The sequence below is a fragment of the Paenibacillus sp. FSL R10-2796 genome (assembly GCF_037965315.1).
In the GTDB taxonomy this organism is placed as follows: domain Bacteria; phylum Bacillota; class Bacilli; order Paenibacillales; family Paenibacillaceae; genus Paenibacillus_AQ; species Paenibacillus_AQ odorifer.
In genome coordinates, this window is sequence record NZ_CP150178.1 from 1,067,392 (window position 1) to 1,083,739 (window position 16,348).

Genomic DNA, 16,348 nt, shown 5'->3' on the forward strand with positions numbered 1-16,348 from the left:
TACTCTCCTGGCACACAGCTCCGAGATGCGGAATGGGCCTGAGCTATGATCAGGTTCATTTGTTGTGAAAATCATAGCATTTCTCTCTTCGGATACAGGGCTGAGGCATAAATTAAATCAGAAGAGGATTGCATCATTAAGATGTTACATATGGAGACTGACATGTCTATGAAAGAAAAGTATAAAAACGTTTCCACAAACGATACACCTCGATATTAGTCTGAACACCAAAAAAAGTCAATCGCCTTTAGAAAAACAGCTAATTTATATTTTTTTACGTGAAATATGTAACTTTAGTACTTGTAATTCAAAAATAAAATGAATTGACAGCGCATACATTTTGGGAGTATGCTTCTCACACAGAGAGTTTTACAGAAACACTGGAAACGTTTCTACATCGCTCGATACACTTTTTTATGAAGGTTGGGCAAACTGTTTTTATTCTGGCTGCTGGACAAGAAAGGAAGGTAATTTATGCATGTGACTGAATGCATCTTTCAAATTGGAGGTGGGCACTTTGGCGAGACTGAAGCTTGTGGGTGGAAACATTGTTCGGGAAGTCATTAAGAACAAAGTTCTTTTTCTAATGTTGCTGCCTGTAATCGTATATTTCGTTATCTTTCACTATGCTGTAATGCCTGGAGCTTACGTCGCATTTGTAGATTACAAGCTCAATAAGGGGATTTTTGGAAGTAACTTTATCGGCCTTAAGAACTTTGAGTTTCTGGTTCAAAATGGGGATCTATGGAATATTACCAAGAATACGCTGCTCTATAATATCGTCTTCCTGGCTTTAGGTAATATCATTCAAATAGTATTTGCCATTATGTTGTCTGAGATCTCAGGCAAGTGGTTCAAAAAAATATCACAATCCGTTATCCTGTTACCGAATTTCATCTCCATGGTTATCGTCGGTGTGTTTGCCTACAATATATTCAATTTCAATTCCGGGTTTATCAATACGATGTTAACTGGAATGGGGCTAGACCGTTACGAGTTCTATTCCGATCCGGGCATCTGGAAATATATTATTGTGGCTTTCAAGATCTGGGCGGGTACCGGATATGGAATGATTGTTTATCTGGCAACGATCACAGGGATTAATCATGATCTGTACGAGGCTGCTTATATGGATGGAGCGACTACCTGGCAGCGAATCCGTTATATGACCTTGCCGATTCTGAAGCCAACCTTTATTCTGCTTCTACTGTTCGGTATGGGTGGAATTCTCAAGGGATCCTTTGACCTTTTCTATAATCTGATCGGTACGAACTCTGTACTGTATCCGCAGACAGATATCATCGATACCTATGTCTTCCGTTCACTGGTGGGACAATTCAACTTCTCTATGGGTGCCGCAGTGGGCTTCTACCAATCCTTATTCGGTCTGATCCTGGTGCTTGTAGTTAACTTTATTGTACGCAAGGTAGAACCGGACAGCGCTTTGTTCTAAGACTAGACACGAAACAGGGGTGATAAATATGGAAAAGAGTACAATCAAACAGGATTCCGGAAGCATTCTCATAAAAGCAGTCAGTTATATCTGTATCGCTATCTTTGCGCTATTCTGTTTATTTCCCTTCGCGTTGATGATCTCCTCATCGTTCATGAACGAGCAGGAAATTGTTCGTGAAGGCTACAAGCTGCTGCCGAAGGCATTTTCCTTTAAGGCTTACGAGATGCTATTCAACAACTCTACTCAGCTGGTGAATGCTTATCAGGTAACTATCTTCATCACCGTAGTGGGTACGGTACTCGGACTGTTTATGATGTCGATGGCCGGATTCGTGCTCAACCGTAAGGATTTCAAGTACCGCAACTTCTTTTCCTTCTTGATTTACTTTACAACACTATTCAGTGGCGGCTTGATTCCGACATACATCCTGATGGTTAAGCACCTGCATATGAAGGACAGCTTATTCGCCATGATTCTTCCGGGTGTAGTTGGTGCATGGTCCATCTTCCTGATGCGTAATTTCATGAAGGCGATTCCGGATTCCTTATATGAATCCGCTACCATTGACGGTGCTGGCGACTTTCGCATCTATTGGCGGATATTTATTCCGCTGGCGGTTCCATCCTTGGCTACTATTGGGCTTTTCTCAGCACTAGGCTTTTGGAATGAGTGGTATAACGGGATGTTGTATATTGACAGTCCGACGAAATATCCGCTCCAATACTTTTTGCAGCGAATGGTCAATCAGACGAACTTAGGAGCGTTAATCAACTCGGGAGCGGTCATCAATACTGCTGATCTTCCGACGCAATCCATCAAGATGGCTACAGCTGTGCTGGCCACTGGACCGATTATTCTCCTGTATCCATTTGTACAGCGTTATTTCGTAACAGGCCTCACCATCGGGGCTGTAAAGGGTTAATGGACGCAATCTTCTTTTCGAAGAGCGTTTATTATAAATGAAAGTTTCATAAATAGAAGAGAAAAGGGAGGCTTACCTAAATGAAAGGTAAAAAGATCGCGTCTTCTTTAATTGCTGTCCTCATGCTTACTGGAGCACTGACAGCCTGCACATCCAAGAACAACAATGAGCCGAGTAATGATCCGGCAGCCACGAAAGCTCCAGAGGCTTCAGCCAATGCAGGCGGAGTGGATACTTCCAAGGAAGCTAAGCTGGTGTACTACCTGTGGGGCAGCGAAGGAGTTAAAAATAAAGAAATCCTCGCTGAGATTAACAAGAAGCTCAAGGCTGATCTAAACGCTACGATTGAAGTGAAGTATATTGACTGGCCGGATATCGCTACTAAGTACCCGCTGCTATTTGCTTCAGGCGAAGAATTTGATATGTCGCATGCATCTCCCGGAGCTCCGGTGTCTTATTTCACATTGGCTAGTGAAGGCGCTCTAGTGGACCTTACAGATATGCTGGATAAAGTTGCTCCTAAGCTAAAAGCGGAAATCCCGGAAAGTGTGTGGGAGAATACAAAATACAAAGGCAAAATTTATGGTGTACCAAGTCTTTATAGCGAATACACACCTGCCGGTTATGCCTATCGTTCTGACTTGCTGAAGAAATATGGAATGGACAAAATCACTTCCATTGATGATATGGTTAAATACATGGATAATGTGGTTGCTAATGAGTCCTTCCCACCAATTAACGGCAAGGCAGAAGATGCAGCCAATATGTTCAGAATGCTCGTAGATACTACAGGGATGTGGCTTAACGCTCCTGGTATATCTTTGAATGAGCTGAATCTTGTGACCAAAAGTCCAGAGGACTACAAGACCGTCTTCCATCCAGCCTTCACTCAGGAATTTGAAGATTGGGCTGTGAAGATGCGTGAATGGGCGGATAAGGGTTACTGGAGTAAAGATGTGCTGTCTGCGACCCTAGGCAGCAAGGATAACTTCAGAGCAGCTAACTCCGCAGGTTATTTGACTCATGCTCAGGACTGGATCGGCCAATACGGTGCGGATTTGAAGGCACAACCGGAATCAGATCCTTACTTCTTTACTTTTGCGGAAGCTAATAAGAAGATCAAACGTAAGATGGGCGTTGACAACTCGACTGTAATCAGCACGAACTCAGCTAATCCAGAGCGCGCTCTGATGGTGATCGAGAAGTTCATGACCGATGAAAGCTACTACAACCTCATCCAAAACGGTATTGAAGGCAAACAATATGTTATGGAAAATGGTGTTAAAAAGCAGCCTGCAGGCTTCAACGATAAAACGGACGGCGGAGGTTTCGCTGCTTGGTCACTTCGTAATGACAAATTCGTAGTTCCTACGGATACAGAAAACCCAATCCGTAACTCCTTATTCGCAGAATGGGATAAAGTGGCTATCGATGATCCTTACAATGGCTTCAGCTTTGATCCAACCAATGTTACAACTGAAATTGCTTCGATTTCCAACGTGAATTCACAGCTCGGTATTCAATTGATGCTTGGTAAAACAAGCAAAGATCCAAAAGCAGCTGTTGCAGAGTACCGCGATCAGCTGAAAAAAGCAGGAGTTGACAAGGTCATTGCCGAAGTAGAGAAGCAATTGGCTGCGTTTGTTCCTGTCAACTAAAGAAAGTTAAGGGGTGTAAGGGAGCTATAATTCGATATAGCTCCTTTACCCATAAATGGGGGAGTAAAGTGGATGTAAATATCAAGGATATCGCGCGGATTTCCGGTGTGGGCATCTCGACGGTCTCCAGGGTAATCAATAACAAGGGACCGGTGAGCAAGTCTACACGTGAGAAAGTGATGAGTGTGGTTAAGGAATACAATTATATTCCCAATTCCAACGCGCGGAATTTGAAAACTACACAATCTAAGAACATTGCACTTATGGTCAAGGGGATTACCAATCCTTTTTTCTCTAATATGATCAGAGAAATTGAACGGCAGGTCAATCTGCGGGGCTACCCGTTTCTTATCCAGCAAGTAGAGGATGGGACCGATGAAATCAATGCTGCAATTCAACTGGTGAAGGAGAAGAATCTGTGTGGGATTATCTTCATGGGTGGAACCTATGATCATTCTGAAGAGAAGTTCAAACAACTGACGGTTCCGTTTGTGCTGACAACGATCACCTCAACGCAGGAGGTGAACCCGCTTATTTTTTCCAGCGTTATTATCAATGAAACGAAGGAAGCCTATAAGGCTACCAATTATTTGATCTCATTAGGTCATACGAATATCGGCTTTTTAGCCAAGTCTCCATTATTGGATGAAACCACGGGCAACCGGCGGTATTTAGGCTACAAAAAAGCACTCGAAGAGCAGGGTCTGCCCTATGATTCAGGGTTGGTTGAGGATTGTGAATACAGTCCCAGCTCGGGATTTAATGCTGCGCGGAGACTGCTCAACAAGAATAAGGGAATTACAGCTATATTTGCCGCTTCCGACACGATTGCCATCGGTGCTGCCAAAGCGGTGCTTACCGCGGGGTTATCTATCCCTGATGATATTTCGATCATTGGCTTTGACGGGATCGAGATGGCTGAATATTATCATCCTTCTCTTGATACAATCAGCCAGCCGGGTACGGAAATGGCCTTATCCAGTGTAGGTGTTCTGTTTGATCTCATTTCCGGACGTTCAAACCATCAGCATATTGTCTATGATGCGGTATTGCTCAAGCGTGGTTCCTGCAAGATGATTAAACCTCGTTAAGATCACACTATAAACCTTTATTGGAGTGGAACCGAAATGCAAGATACACTGAGAATAGGTACGATTGTACGTGGTGGAGAAGCCGTTAAGGTCATTCCACAAATTGTGGGGCATGGATTTGAATCATTTAATCTGAACTTTTGGCAGACCACCGGCGAAACCGATTTGATAGAAACGGCTGCACGACTGAGGGAGTTAGCTGCTGAACATGATTTTGTCATCTCTTCTGTGGGCATCTATGGCAATCCGCTGAATGGCAGCGGCGACAATGCCGACACATTGGCCAGCTGGGAGCGGCTGATTGATCATGCACATTTATTTGGCACAGATATTATAGGCGGGTTCACCGGTCGATTGCCAGGTTTGTCCATTGATGAGTCCATCCCGAAGTTTACAGAGGTGTTCGGAGAATTGGCGAAGAGAGCGGCAGATCGTGGCCTGCGGATTGCTTTTGAGAATTGCGCTATGGGCGGAAACTGGCAGAGCGGAGAGTGGAACATCGCTCACAATCCCTCGGCCTGGGAGAAGATGTTCAATGCCGTTCCGGCGGATAATCTGGGATTGGAATGGGAGCCTTGCCACCAGATGATCGCATTGATTGATCCGCTTCCGCAGCTGCGCAAATGGATGGATAAAGTATTCCATGTGCATGGCAAGGATGCGACCATCGCTTGGGACATCGTCAAGGAATACGGTATTCATGGCCCCAAACCTTATGTATGGGACCGGACCCCTGGCTTCGGGGATACCAATTGGGTAGATGTAATCACCATCCTGCGCCAAGCGGGTTATAAAGGTACGATTGATATCGAAGGCTGGCATGATCCAGTGTATCGTGATGAGCTGGAAATGACCGGCCAGGTGCATGCATTGAATTACTTGAAATATTGCCGTGGTGGCAGCTTTGTGCCTAATCCGGTTTAAATGGTGCCGTATGAAAACAACCCAAAAATGACCTCGAAATCCACAGTGAAGTGGAGGATGAGGTCATTTTTTATAGTTAATCCTGATTTAATCCTGAATCAGATATCCTTGTCCCAGCTGTATTTCTTTGAAGCCAGCCAAATGGCGGGCTTGAAAGCGGATAGGGGTGCTGCCGCCAACCATAATGATATTTTGGATATCGGCGGCCCCTTCTGAAGGCAGGGAAAAGGCTTTGATATAGGCGTACTCTTCGGCAAGCGTTGTATAAATCGCGTTGATCAGCGGGTCATGTTCACCTTTTCCCATTAGATTCATGAGAATATATCCGCTTGTGTTCAACTTCGAACGGGTAATACTGAAAAATTCACGGGAGATCAAATGCCTTGGTGTACCAGCGGCAGTAAAGGCATCCAAAATGATGTAATCATATACCTGCGGGTCTTCGCCTTCAAGGATCTGACGTCCGTCACCGATCACTACGTTATCTTGACTATATCCAAAACAGCGGCGGCTTAATTCGACTACTTGTTTGTCTAGCTCGGCTACTTTAAATCTTTTCTCCGGAAAATGTCCGGCAATTGTTCCAATTCCATGCCCAATAAGAAAAACATCCTCAAAAGAAGGGAGGTTGAACTCCATGAAGTGAATGATGGCCCGCGGATATTCAAAGAGAACTCGTTGCGGGTCATTAAGATCCATCGCACCTTGAGTGGCATGATTCGAGAACTGCATAACACGGAAGGAGCCTTTTTCACCATATAGTTCTGTTGTATCGTAGACGGTTATTTCATGATTTTCGCTATTTCTTTGAAGCTCTGAATGCAAGTGATCGATCTCCTTATACAATACTAATTCGTTTATATTCATTGGGTGTAACCCCGACAACACGTTTAAAAAGCTTGTTGAAGTAGGCAGGATCGCCATATCCAACCTCTGCCCCAATCTCGTGAACCTTCAGGTCGGGAGCATTCTTGAGCAGATGTTTGGCTTTGCGCAGCCGAATTTCCGTGATGTAGTCCGTCAGTGTAAGTCCGGTCTCTTGCTTGAACAGCTTGCTTAAATAGCTTGGAGTCAAAAAAACCATATTTGCCAAAGTGTTCAGATCCGCATGCTGATTATAGTTAGCGGATATCCAGCGTTTTATGGTTTCTATGGCTGTGCCGGACATCTCCAGACGATGGGTTCTGATTTCGGTCAGAATGTTTGTGAAATGAGCGGTAAACATCTCCTCAATGTCGCAAAAGCTCATGCTGGACGCAATTCTGTCATCCAACCTGAGGTCGGGAGCACTTTTATTGCGGGCCTCGAATTCTTGCAGTTCCTTTTGTGCAGTTTCTTCAACCCATCGACAGACCCGGAGAATTTGGTCAGGACCGGCTTGTTGTGCTTTCAGCACTGAGAACAGGTCATGAATCCATTCTAAGATGCCTGTCACATTCAGAATCTGCAGATTATGGATCAGCGGTTCTCTAATTGTATTAAAGTGATCCAGGAGGTTCATCTCCGGCTGTTGAATGTTCTGAATATTCGCGTAATGTACAGGCTCCGGATTATATATGCCCATGTTGCAGGCTTGTTTAGCATCTAGGTATGCCTGTCTAAGCTTGGATACCTCATTATAACAACCGCTGGTACCTACATGTAGGATCTTTCCGTGTGCAGATATCCGCATAATGTCACCGATATCTTTTAAATCGTTGTCTGACAGCGGCTCAGCAGAATATACAATCCAGACGTAGAGTCCTTTTTGAATCTCCAAGCTGTCGAAGCTCAACGCCTTCTCTTGCCGCAGACTGTCTGCGCAGGAGCAGACGGTTTCTCTGGCGCTCCCTTTGAGGACAAAGACCGAGAAATAAGGCTGGGGCAAGGTAAGGCTGGATAATAGGAGAGGGGAAGAGGGCTCTTCGATATGTAAGACTGTCAATAAAAGCCCGGAACGGTGGCGTTCTTCCTTGTCGCGCGCGAGCTGCCGTTCTTTGTCTAGCCGATAAAGCAGCTCGAACAGCTGCTCTTTATTAATTGGTTTTAATAAATAGTCTACAGCTGAGCTGCGGATGGCTTCTCGGGCATAATTAAATTCAACAAATCCACTCATTAGAATAGAGTAGATCTGCGGATGGGTGGCTTTTAACTGTTTAATCAGCTCCAAGCCATTGATTTGCGGCATACGAATATCTGTAATCACAACATCAAGTTGAAGTGTGCTTAACTTATCTAATAGATGTTTTCCGTCGGAGTAGGTGCCGATGACCAGAAATTCGGCGCTTTCTTTACTGATCATTCGTGCCAGTCCTTCGCGGATTAAGATCTCATCATCCACAATCGCAATACGCAGCAATCTGAGCAGCCCCTCTCCTAAATAAATTCATCTTCACTGAATTTAGCGTTAATATCCGCAATGCGCAGGGTAACACGAGTGCCGATTCCAAGCTCACTCTCAACAAGCAGACCAAACGAACTGCCGTAATGCAGGCGAATTCTTTCATTTACATTTCGTAGTCCAATCCCGAACCTTTCATTGTCCGTTCCAGTCTGCAGACTATTGTTTAAGGAACGAAGGGTGGCTTCATCCATACCGATCCCATCATCTTCTACACAGAATACGGCATCTCCATGCTCGCTCCATGCGGTGATGCTCAAGGTGCCCGGTCCTACCTTTTGATCCAGACCGTGAAAGACAGCATTTTCTACGATCGGTTGAAAGACAAGCTTAATAACAGGAAGATGAAGGAATTCGTCCGGCACGTCGATGTTAAGTCTGAACTTGTCTGGGAATCGGATTTCCAGCAGCTGATAATAATTTCTCACATGATCCAGCTCTTGTCTAATTGTAACAGCCTCTTCGTTTCGGACAATGCTGTAACGCATTTGAAGCCCAAGTAAATAGGTTAGCTTCGCCACACGTGGATCATCATTGCTCTCTGCGAGCATGCGGATGGATTCCAGCGTATTATAAATAAAATGGGGATTAATCTGGTTTTGAAGCGCCCGCATATCAGCCTTTTGCTTCCGTTTCTCCGTGATGGACACTTCTTGTAACAGATCTTTGATCCTTATGATCATCCGATTAAAATGACTGCCCAGCATCCCAATCTCATCATTATATTTGGAATGCTGCCAGACATCCAGATTACCATGCTGCACCCGTTTCATTAAGCGGACCAAGGATTTAAGGGGTTTGGTCAGGGCATGGGAAATTATAGTCGCAACAAAAAGTGCAAAAGCAATGATAATCAGTGTGGTCAAGATAAGCGTATTACGATTCTTTTGTACAGGGGACAGGATACGTGTTAAAGGAATCGTAACCATAGTGGTCCACCCGGTCTGTTTCGAGACGGTATACACTGCAAGATAAGACTGGCCATTCAAGTCTATTTGAAAATGATCCTGCTGCTGATTTACTTGCTGCAGCAACAGCTTTGTATTCAGAGTTTGTGTATCGGCAGCCAGATTCGGAACCGCGGAATCTTCACTGGCATAAATCAGATCTCCATTGTTATCTACAATGAACGTGTTTCCTTGCGTAACTGCATTTACGGGATCGATAATGCCCTTAAACAGATTGATGTCTACATCGAAAACGAGAATTCCTATATTCTGCAATGTGCTTACAGAGTTAATCGTACGCAGAACACTAAAGACCTCTTTATGGACATTCGAGTTGGTGCGGATCGTATGTCTGCCCTGAATGACAGGCGCTGCTCCGGCATCTTCACTCATGATTCTCCATTTGGCTAATCGTTCCTCTGGATACAGTTCATTAATTCCAGCGTCTTTATCATAAAAGACAGAACCGTACTGATCCACCAAATACACGGCAATGATCTCTTCCTTAGTATGATTCAAATAGCTAAGGAACATCGCCATGCCCGTATTTTTTTCCCAGTCGGTATTTTGCTGTGTCAGGTAGACTTGCACATCGGTGTTATACAGCGGCAGGGCTGTATATCTTTTGAGGTCGGCAATATATCGGTCGATGGTATCTGAAGCATTCGATGTCATTTGACCCGCACCGTCAGTCGCATTCACAAGAACCGAGTTGAACATGGAGCGGGACGATAGATAACTTACATAAGTGATCGGCAGAGAGATCAGAAAGACAAAGATAACGATCAGCTTGCGCTCCATCGGTAGATTGGCAAGGAACAACCACATTTTGCGTAAAGTTAACCGGATGTATGATAGCATTTGCGTTGTTCCTTTCCTGTAATAAGCTACCTACCTTATTTGACCGCTCCACTGGTTACGCCTTCAAAGATGTAACGCTGCAGGAAGAAATATAGAATTACTGTTGGCAGCAGGATAAGCAGAATAGCCGCACAGATTAAATTCCATTCCCCCGAATTGACCCCTTGAAAACGCATTAGGATCGTCGTAACTACACCAAGGCTTTGTTTCGGCATGTAGAGGTAAGGGATGTACATGTCATTGTAAATGCTAATGGTTTTCAGAATAATCAAAGTAGCCGTAGCTGGCGTAAGTAAAGGGAAAATAATCGACCGATAGATTCTGAACAGAGAGGCACCTTCTACCATCGCACTTTCATCGAGATCCACGGGAATATTACGGATAAATTGCAGATATAAAATAATTTGAATTACATCCGCTCCAATATAAAGCACGATCGGGGCGCCAAGTGTATTGTAAAGCCCCATGCTTTTGATGATACCAAAAGTCGCTACTTGTGTCGTGATACTAGGAATAATGGTGGCTACTAGATATGCACCAAAGACTACGGGTTTCAATTTGAAAGAGAAGCGTCCCAATACAAATGCTACCATAGTGCCGAACAGAATGTTCAGAATTAAAGTAATAGCTATAATGATTAACACATTACCAAATCCGTTAAGTAGACCCCCACGCTGGAAAACGGCAGTGAAATTATCGAAATTCAAAAAGCTTTTTGGCAGTGCCATGGAGCTGCTGCTGTTAAATTCGTCAGTGGATTTAAAGGCATTGACGATGACCACATACGGAGGAAAGAGTACAACAAATACGCCGATAAGCAGCGAGAAGTATTTAATAACATCTGTGAAGCGAAATTTGGAGTATGTCATATCTATTTGTCCCCTCCCCGGCTTAGAACTAGTTGCTGTACTAACAGTACGATGACGACAAAGAAAAGCAAAATAATACTCATGGCAGAAGCGAGGCCGTAATTATTGTAAGCAAATGCAGTATCTACAACTTTTTGTACGTATGTTTCGCTGGCGCCTGCGGGGCCGCCCTTGGTCAACACGAAGGGGAGATCGAATACTTCCAGTGCCCCTGTGACGGTAAGAAATAAGTTAAGCTGGATGACTGGCTTCATATTCGGTAAAGTAATTCTCCAAAGTGTTTGAAAAGGTCCGGCACCATCGATCTTTGAGGCCTCATAGATATCGTTTGGAATGGCCTGTAAGGAGGCGATGTAGATTACCATGTTATAACCCATGAAACGCCAAAATCCTGTGGACGCCAGAGAATAGTTAACCAGTCCTTCTGTTCCAAGCCAACTGGTCTGTCCTAGTCCGGTAAGACCAATGCTATTCAGGAACATATTCAGAGAGCCATTGGTGGTGTCAAAGACATAACCAAACATAAAGGCGACGGCGACACCGTTCATAATGTAAGGGAGGAACAGTAAGATTCGAAATGCATTTTTTCCTTTTAACTTACTATTGAGCACAATCGCAAAATAAATAGCGACGATATTCTGGAGAATTCCCATCGCGAAATAAGCAAAGTTATGGGTAAATACCTTGAAAATATCGGGGTTGGAGAAGACTTCGCGGTAATTATCGAGACCGACCCAAGGCTTCTCAGGGCTATAGCCATCCCAGTTCGTAAAGCTGTAATAAATCAGCTTGAGTGCCGGATAATACGTGAATGTTGCGAGCAGCAACAAAGGAATCGTGAGGAAGGATACAATGATAATCGTCTTCTGTTTGTTATAGGAAAGTGTTCCGAACATCGCTAGCCCTTCTTTCATAAAAACGTGGTATGGAAAGGCAAAATGGATTATCCGTAAAAGCAATAATCCATTTTGCTCCGTAGTGTACTTCGAATCAAAAGCTCAAATTAATAACCGAGGTCCTTCTTGGCTTTAGCCCAAGCTTTATTCCACTTGTCTAATACGGTTTGTGGATCTTTGGCAAGTACAAATTCCTGTACAACAGCAGGGAGATCCAGCTGTGCCTTGTTGCCGATTTCTGTAACCTTTGCATCGTCAACAGTTCCTTCTACCAGTTCTACTCCGGTAGCTTGGAATTCTTTCAGCTGAGTCAGATTGGATTCCTTGCCTTTTAATGGAGAGATAAAGCCGGCGAAATCCTCATAACCTGAATCCTCAATCATCCATTTTACGAAGGCTTTAGCTGCCTCTAAATTTTTGCTGTTTTTGGCAACGGCATAGAAGAAGTCAGGGCTAAGGGTAGCAGATGGTTTACCCGAATTGTCATAAGGGAATGGGAAGAAGCCAACATTGTCTGAAGAAGCGCCTGCTCCGATAACTTGGTTAATAACCCAGTTGCCAAGATAGTACATAGCGAATTTGCCGGAAGCGATGTCCTTTTTCGATTGCTCCCAGTTGGTGGAGTTGATGTCTTTTTCCAGATAGCCTTTTTCATTGAGCTCTCTAAGTAGGCTGAAGGCTTTGCCATAACCGTTGTCCATAGTGAATGGTGTTTCAGAGTTCAGCTTAGCATTTGGAAAATCAGGATTGCCTTCAATTAAGCGTGGTGTGTCATAAGCCCAAGTACCAAGTGGCCATTTGTCTTTAAAGTTAGAGGACATTGGAATAACACCTTTTGCTTTCAGCTTCTCGCAGGCAGCCAGGAATTCATCCCAAGTCTTAGGCGTTTCGGTGATGCCGGCATCAGTGAATGCTGTTTTGTTATAAACAATACCGGAAGTAGAGTTCCCTGTAGTAATTCCGTAAAGCTTACCATCAAAGGATTTGAAGTCTTTAAAGGTGATCTGATCGTTCAAGCCGAGATCATCCAGTGAAGCAAAATATTTTGGCAGGTCGGAGTTAGGGATGGAAGGAATAAACATAACGTCTGGAAGCTCGCCGCTGGCCATTCTGACTTTAGCCTGTTGGTTATAGTCGGTTTGGGAAGCTTCGAATTCGACTTTAATGTTCGGGTATTTTTCATTAAAGCGCTTTAAATATTCGTCATATTCTTTGCCGATCATGTCTGTTCTGTTAGTTAGGAAGGTGATTTTGCCGCTGATATCAGCTCCTGCTGCAGGTTCGGCAGTTGCATTCGTGTCACCGCCGGTATTCTCTGCGTTAGTTGCTGCGGGCTTTTCAGTTGCGGCAGCACCGTTATTCGTGGTGTTGTCATTATTCGAACCACAACCAGCAAGTGTTGAAGATAAGACCATAATCATAACAAAGGATAACGAAAATAACTTATTTCTCATAGTTTAATCCCCTTTTCGTTTTTATTGTTAGCGTTTACATGAACATTATAGCTTTATCGGAGCCGTTAATAAATGTATTGTATTATTATTTATTGTCTTTATTTGTTTTGTTTCTGCGTTTATAATTAGCATGTACCTAACAATCAGATAACAAAATACAAAGAATATCAAAAGGGTTCAATGAATTAATTGAAGTCTTATGCTATTTTTGAGAAGTCTATGCTTACAAAACTTTAGGCATCTGCTTCCGAAGCGAGTTTTGCGCGAAGTCATTCAGAGAAGTCTATGCTTACAAAACTTTTAGGAGGTATTATGAAACATTTGCATATGGATCTTGCGAAGTGGGAATTTAGAGGCTGTGGTGATGAGGAGTGGCTTCCGGCGACTGTGCCAGGTACAGTCCATACGGATTTACTAAAGAACGGGAAGATTTCAGACCCCTTTTATGGAACAAATGAACATGATCTACAGTGGATCGATAAGAAGGACTGGGAATATCAAACCTCGTTGCAGTTGGGGGAAGAGTGGCAGGAGCTTGCTTGTACGGAGCTAGTTTTTGAGGGACTGGATACTTATGCAGATGTGTACGTGAATAATGTACATGTGCTCGCTGCTGATAATATGTTTCTGGCATGGAAAGTGGATGTCAAAGATCAGTTAAAGACTGGAGAAAATAATATACGGGTGAAGTTCCGCTCTGTGGTTAAGGAAGATTTACCGAAATTAGCGAAGCTGGGTTACGCGCTGCCTGCCTCGAATGATCAATCCGAGCTTGGGGGATTAGATGAACAACGGATTAGTATTTTTGCGCGCAAAGCACCTTATCATTACGGCTGGGATTGGGGCCCGCGTTTCTTGACCAGTGGAATATGGCGTGCGGCAGCTCTGGTGGGACGTGACACCGTTCAAATTACAGACCTCTATATCCGTCAAAATGTGATTGCTAAGGAAGAAGCTCGCCTGACCGCAATTGTAGAAGTGGATGCTCCTGCTGCTTGGCGGGGAATGCTGCGAATAAGTGCCGATGGTTTGGAGTGGATGCAAGCGGTTACTTTAGAAGAAGGCAAGCAGCAATTAGTGATGAATATTGTTATATCCGAGCCACAGCTCTGGTGGTGCAGAGGGTTCGGAGAGCCTCATTTATATACATTCCAGGCAGAATTGATACAAGATGCGGAAGTAGAGGTTAGCAAAAGTGTAAAAACCGGACTCCGCAGTATTGAATTGATTCGGGAGCGTGATGTCAAAGGAGCTTCGTTTTCTTTTGCGCTGAATGGAGTTTCCGTCTTCGCCAAAGGTGCCAATCATATTCCAAATGACAGCTTCACCACAGAAGTAACCGAGGAGCGGTATCGGCATGAAATTGCCACGGCAGTAGAATCGAATATGAATATGCTGCGCGTTTGGGGTGGCGGTATATATGAAGAAGATATTTTTTATCAGCTCTGTGATGAATACGGACTGCTGGTCTGGCAGGACTTTATGTTCGCTTGCAGTATGTATCCCGGAGACGAGGCGTTCCTTGAAAATGTGAAAAAAGAAGCCGAATACAACGTCAAAAGATTGCGCAATCATCCCTGCATCGCCTTATGGTGTGGCAACAACGAGATTGATTCGGCCTGGTCACAGTTCGAGGAAAATATGGGCTGGGGCTGGAAAGAAAAACTCGGCGCTGAGCAAAGAACGACAATGTGGGCCGATTATATTAAAATCTTCCACCGTATTCTGCCGGAGGCTGTAGCCGCGTTCCATCCGGGAGTGGACTACTGGCCGTCTTCGCCGCTGCGGGAGCTGACTGGTGATATTAATCAGCATGCGACACGGATTGTGGGCGAAGGGGATGTGCATTACTGGGGCGTGTGGCACGGGATCGAGCCTTTTGAGAACTATAATACAAAGGTTGGCCGCTTCATGAGTGAATATGGCTTCCAGTCGTTCCCGGAACTAAAAACGGTAATGAGCTATGCAGAAGAGCAGGATTTGGAGCTTACCTCAGAGGTGATGCTGGCGCATCAGAAGAATGGTCGCGGTAATCTGCTGATCAAAGAATATATGGATATGTATCTGCCGCAGCCAAAGGACTTCAAAGCCTTTTTATATATGAGTCAAATCCTGCAGGCCGAAGCGATCCGAATCGCGATTGAAAGCCACAGAAGAAATAAACCTTATTGTATGGGCACTTTATACTGGCAGATGAATGATTGCTGGCCGGTGGCTTCTTGGGCGGGCATGGATTATAACGGGCGCTGGAAAGCCCTGCAATATACCGTGCGTTCAAGCTTCAAAGATGTTCTGTTGTCTATCGACGGTACAGACCGTGAGAAGGTAGACATTCATGTCGTATCTGATTTAAGAACAGCAGTGAGCGCTGAGTTGGTGCTTACTTTGTATCAGTTTAACGGTTCGGTGCTGCGAGAGTGGGCACATCCCGTTGAGCTGGGAGCTGATTCTGCTGCTATCGTATTCTCGTCTCCTGTGGCAGAGCTGCTAGAAGGTCAAGGGGTGGGTGATGTATTGCTTGGAATTTGCTTGCAGGCGGATGGCCAGGTGATAGATCACAAGCTGCATTATTTTACTCCGGAAAAAGAAATTCCATTGCAGCGCTCAGTAATTACCGTGCTGGAAACTCCAGAGAGCGGTGGATTAAGCTTCACCGTGACCAGTGATGTATTGGCTAGAGGTGTATACCTGACTTCGGAAGAGGAAGGAATATTCTCTGACAATTATTTTGACCTTCTCCCAGGTCAGACCAAGACGATAGAGTTCTCACAACGCGGGAACGATGGAAGAGACTGGATTCCTGCCGCACCTAAAGGGCTAAAGGTTCAATCGATGGTTGATTTTGTGAGCGAAGATTTGCTGTAAATCCTAAGGAGAGAAGGACTGGCAC

General features: G+C 44.4%; 12 protein-coding genes. 6 read left to right on the top strand and 6 right to left on the bottom strand.

What is annotated here, in order from left to right; translation table 11 throughout:
* Positions 1-508 precede the first annotated feature (508 nt).
* The 5 genes from NST58_RS04795 to NST58_RS04815 all read left to right on the top strand — a co-directional run bounded on the left by NST58_RS04795 (position 509) and on the right by NST58_RS04815 (position 6,051).
* Positions 509-1,453 carry an ABC transporter permease subunit gene (locus tag NST58_RS04795; protein WP_305953532.1) on the top strand — a complete coding sequence of 315 codons (945 nt, stop codon included), beginning with the start codon at positions 509-511 and terminating at the stop codon, positions 1,451-1,453.
* Positions 1,454-1,481: 28 nt separating this feature from the next.
* Positions 1,482-2,378, top strand: coding sequence for a carbohydrate ABC transporter permease (locus tag NST58_RS04800; RefSeq protein ID WP_076105429.1), 897 nt, complete (start codon positions 1,482-1,484; stop codon positions 2,376-2,378).
* Between the two features lie 80 nt (positions 2,379-2,458).
* Complete coding sequence (locus NST58_RS04805) at positions 2,459-4,036, top strand: DUF3502 domain-containing protein (protein WP_076105428.1); 1,578 nt, start codon at positions 2,459-2,461, stop codon at positions 4,034-4,036.
* Between the two features lie 68 nt (positions 4,037-4,104).
* Entirely contained in the window at positions 4,105-5,127 is a 1,023-nt protein-coding gene (locus NST58_RS04810) for a LacI family DNA-binding transcriptional regulator (protein WP_036686912.1), read from the top strand.
* Positions 5,128-5,163: 36 nt separating this feature from the next.
* Positions 5,164-6,051, top strand: a complete 888-nt coding sequence (locus NST58_RS04815) for a sugar phosphate isomerase/epimerase family protein (protein ID WP_076310568.1) — start codon at positions 5,164-5,166, stop codon at positions 6,049-6,051.
* An 87-nt stretch (positions 6,052-6,138) separates the two neighbouring features.
* Here NST58_RS04815 and NST58_RS04820 read toward each other — a convergent pair whose 3' ends face one another.
* From NST58_RS04820 to NST58_RS04845, 6 genes are all read right to left on the bottom strand, one after another.
* Entirely contained in the window at positions 6,139-6,918 is a 780-nt protein-coding gene (locus NST58_RS04820; protein WP_081394104.1) for a fused MFS/spermidine synthase, read from the bottom strand.
* Complete coding sequence (locus tag NST58_RS04825) at positions 6,890-8,389, bottom strand: response regulator (protein ID WP_076187430.1); 1,500 nt, start codon at positions 8,387-8,389, stop codon at positions 6,890-6,892. The genes NST58_RS04820 and NST58_RS04825 overlap by 29 nt, the downstream gene beginning before the upstream one ends.
* Positions 8,390-8,406: 17 nt before the next feature.
* Positions 8,407-10,239 carry a sensor histidine kinase gene (locus NST58_RS04830; protein WP_339246522.1) on the bottom strand — a complete coding sequence of 611 codons (1,833 nt, stop codon included), beginning with the start codon at positions 10,237-10,239 and terminating at the stop codon, positions 8,407-8,409.
* 35 nt (positions 10,240-10,274) lie between these two features.
* Complete coding sequence (locus NST58_RS04835) at positions 10,275-11,108, bottom strand: carbohydrate ABC transporter permease (protein WP_076130664.1); 834 nt, start codon at positions 11,106-11,108, stop codon at positions 10,275-10,277.
* A 2-nt stretch (positions 11,109-11,110) separates the two neighbouring features.
* On the bottom strand, positions 11,111-12,004 hold the full coding sequence (locus NST58_RS04840) for a sugar ABC transporter permease (protein WP_076105422.1): 894 nt from the start codon (positions 12,002-12,004) through the stop codon (positions 11,111-11,113).
* Between the two features lie 107 nt (positions 12,005-12,111).
* Positions 12,112-13,458, bottom strand: a complete 1,347-nt coding sequence (locus tag NST58_RS04845) for an extracellular solute-binding protein (RefSeq protein WP_076130663.1) — start codon at positions 13,456-13,458, stop codon at positions 12,112-12,114.
* 312 nt (positions 13,459-13,770) lie between these two features.
* On the opposite strand from NST58_RS04845, the gene NST58_RS04850 reads away from it, so the two are divergent.
* Positions 13,771-16,323 (top strand): glycoside hydrolase family 2 protein, encoded by a 2,553-nt coding sequence (locus tag NST58_RS04850; RefSeq protein ID WP_339246525.1) that lies wholly within the window; start codon positions 13,771-13,773, stop codon positions 16,321-16,323.
* Positions 16,324-16,348 lie beyond the last annotated feature (25 nt).

Excerpts from the sequence above, each read along its gene's own strand:
- NST58_RS04800 (WP_076105429.1), top strand. The coding sequence starts at position 1,482 with ATGGAAAAGAGTACAATCAAACAGGATTCCGGAAGCATTCTCATAAAA.
- NST58_RS04805 (WP_076105428.1), top strand. The coding sequence starts at position 2,459 with ATGAAAGGTAAAAAGATCGCGTCTTCTTTAATTGCTGTCCTCATGCTT.
- NST58_RS04815 (WP_076310568.1), top strand. The coding sequence starts at position 5,164 with ATGCAAGATACACTGAGAATAGGTACGATTGTACGTGGTGGAGAAGCC.
- NST58_RS04820 (WP_081394104.1), bottom strand. The coding sequence starts at position 6,918 with ATGAATATAAACGAATTAGTATTGTATAAGGAGATCGATCACTTGCAT.
- NST58_RS04830 (WP_339246522.1), bottom strand. The coding sequence starts at position 10,239 with ATGCTATCATACATCCGGTTAACTTTACGCAAAATGTGGTTGTTCCTT.
- NST58_RS04835 (WP_076130664.1), bottom strand. The coding sequence starts at position 11,108 with ATGACATACTCCAAATTTCGCTTCACAGATGTTATTAAATACTTCTCG.
- NST58_RS04840 (WP_076105422.1), bottom strand. The coding sequence starts at position 12,004 with ATGTTCGGAACACTTTCCTATAACAAACAGAAGACGATTATCATTGTA.
- NST58_RS04845 (WP_076130663.1), bottom strand. The coding sequence starts at position 13,458 with ATGAGAAATAAGTTATTTTCGTTATCCTTTGTTATGATTATGGTCTTA.
- NST58_RS04850 (WP_339246525.1), top strand. The coding sequence starts at position 13,771 with ATGAAACATTTGCATATGGATCTTGCGAAGTGGGAATTTAGAGGCTGT.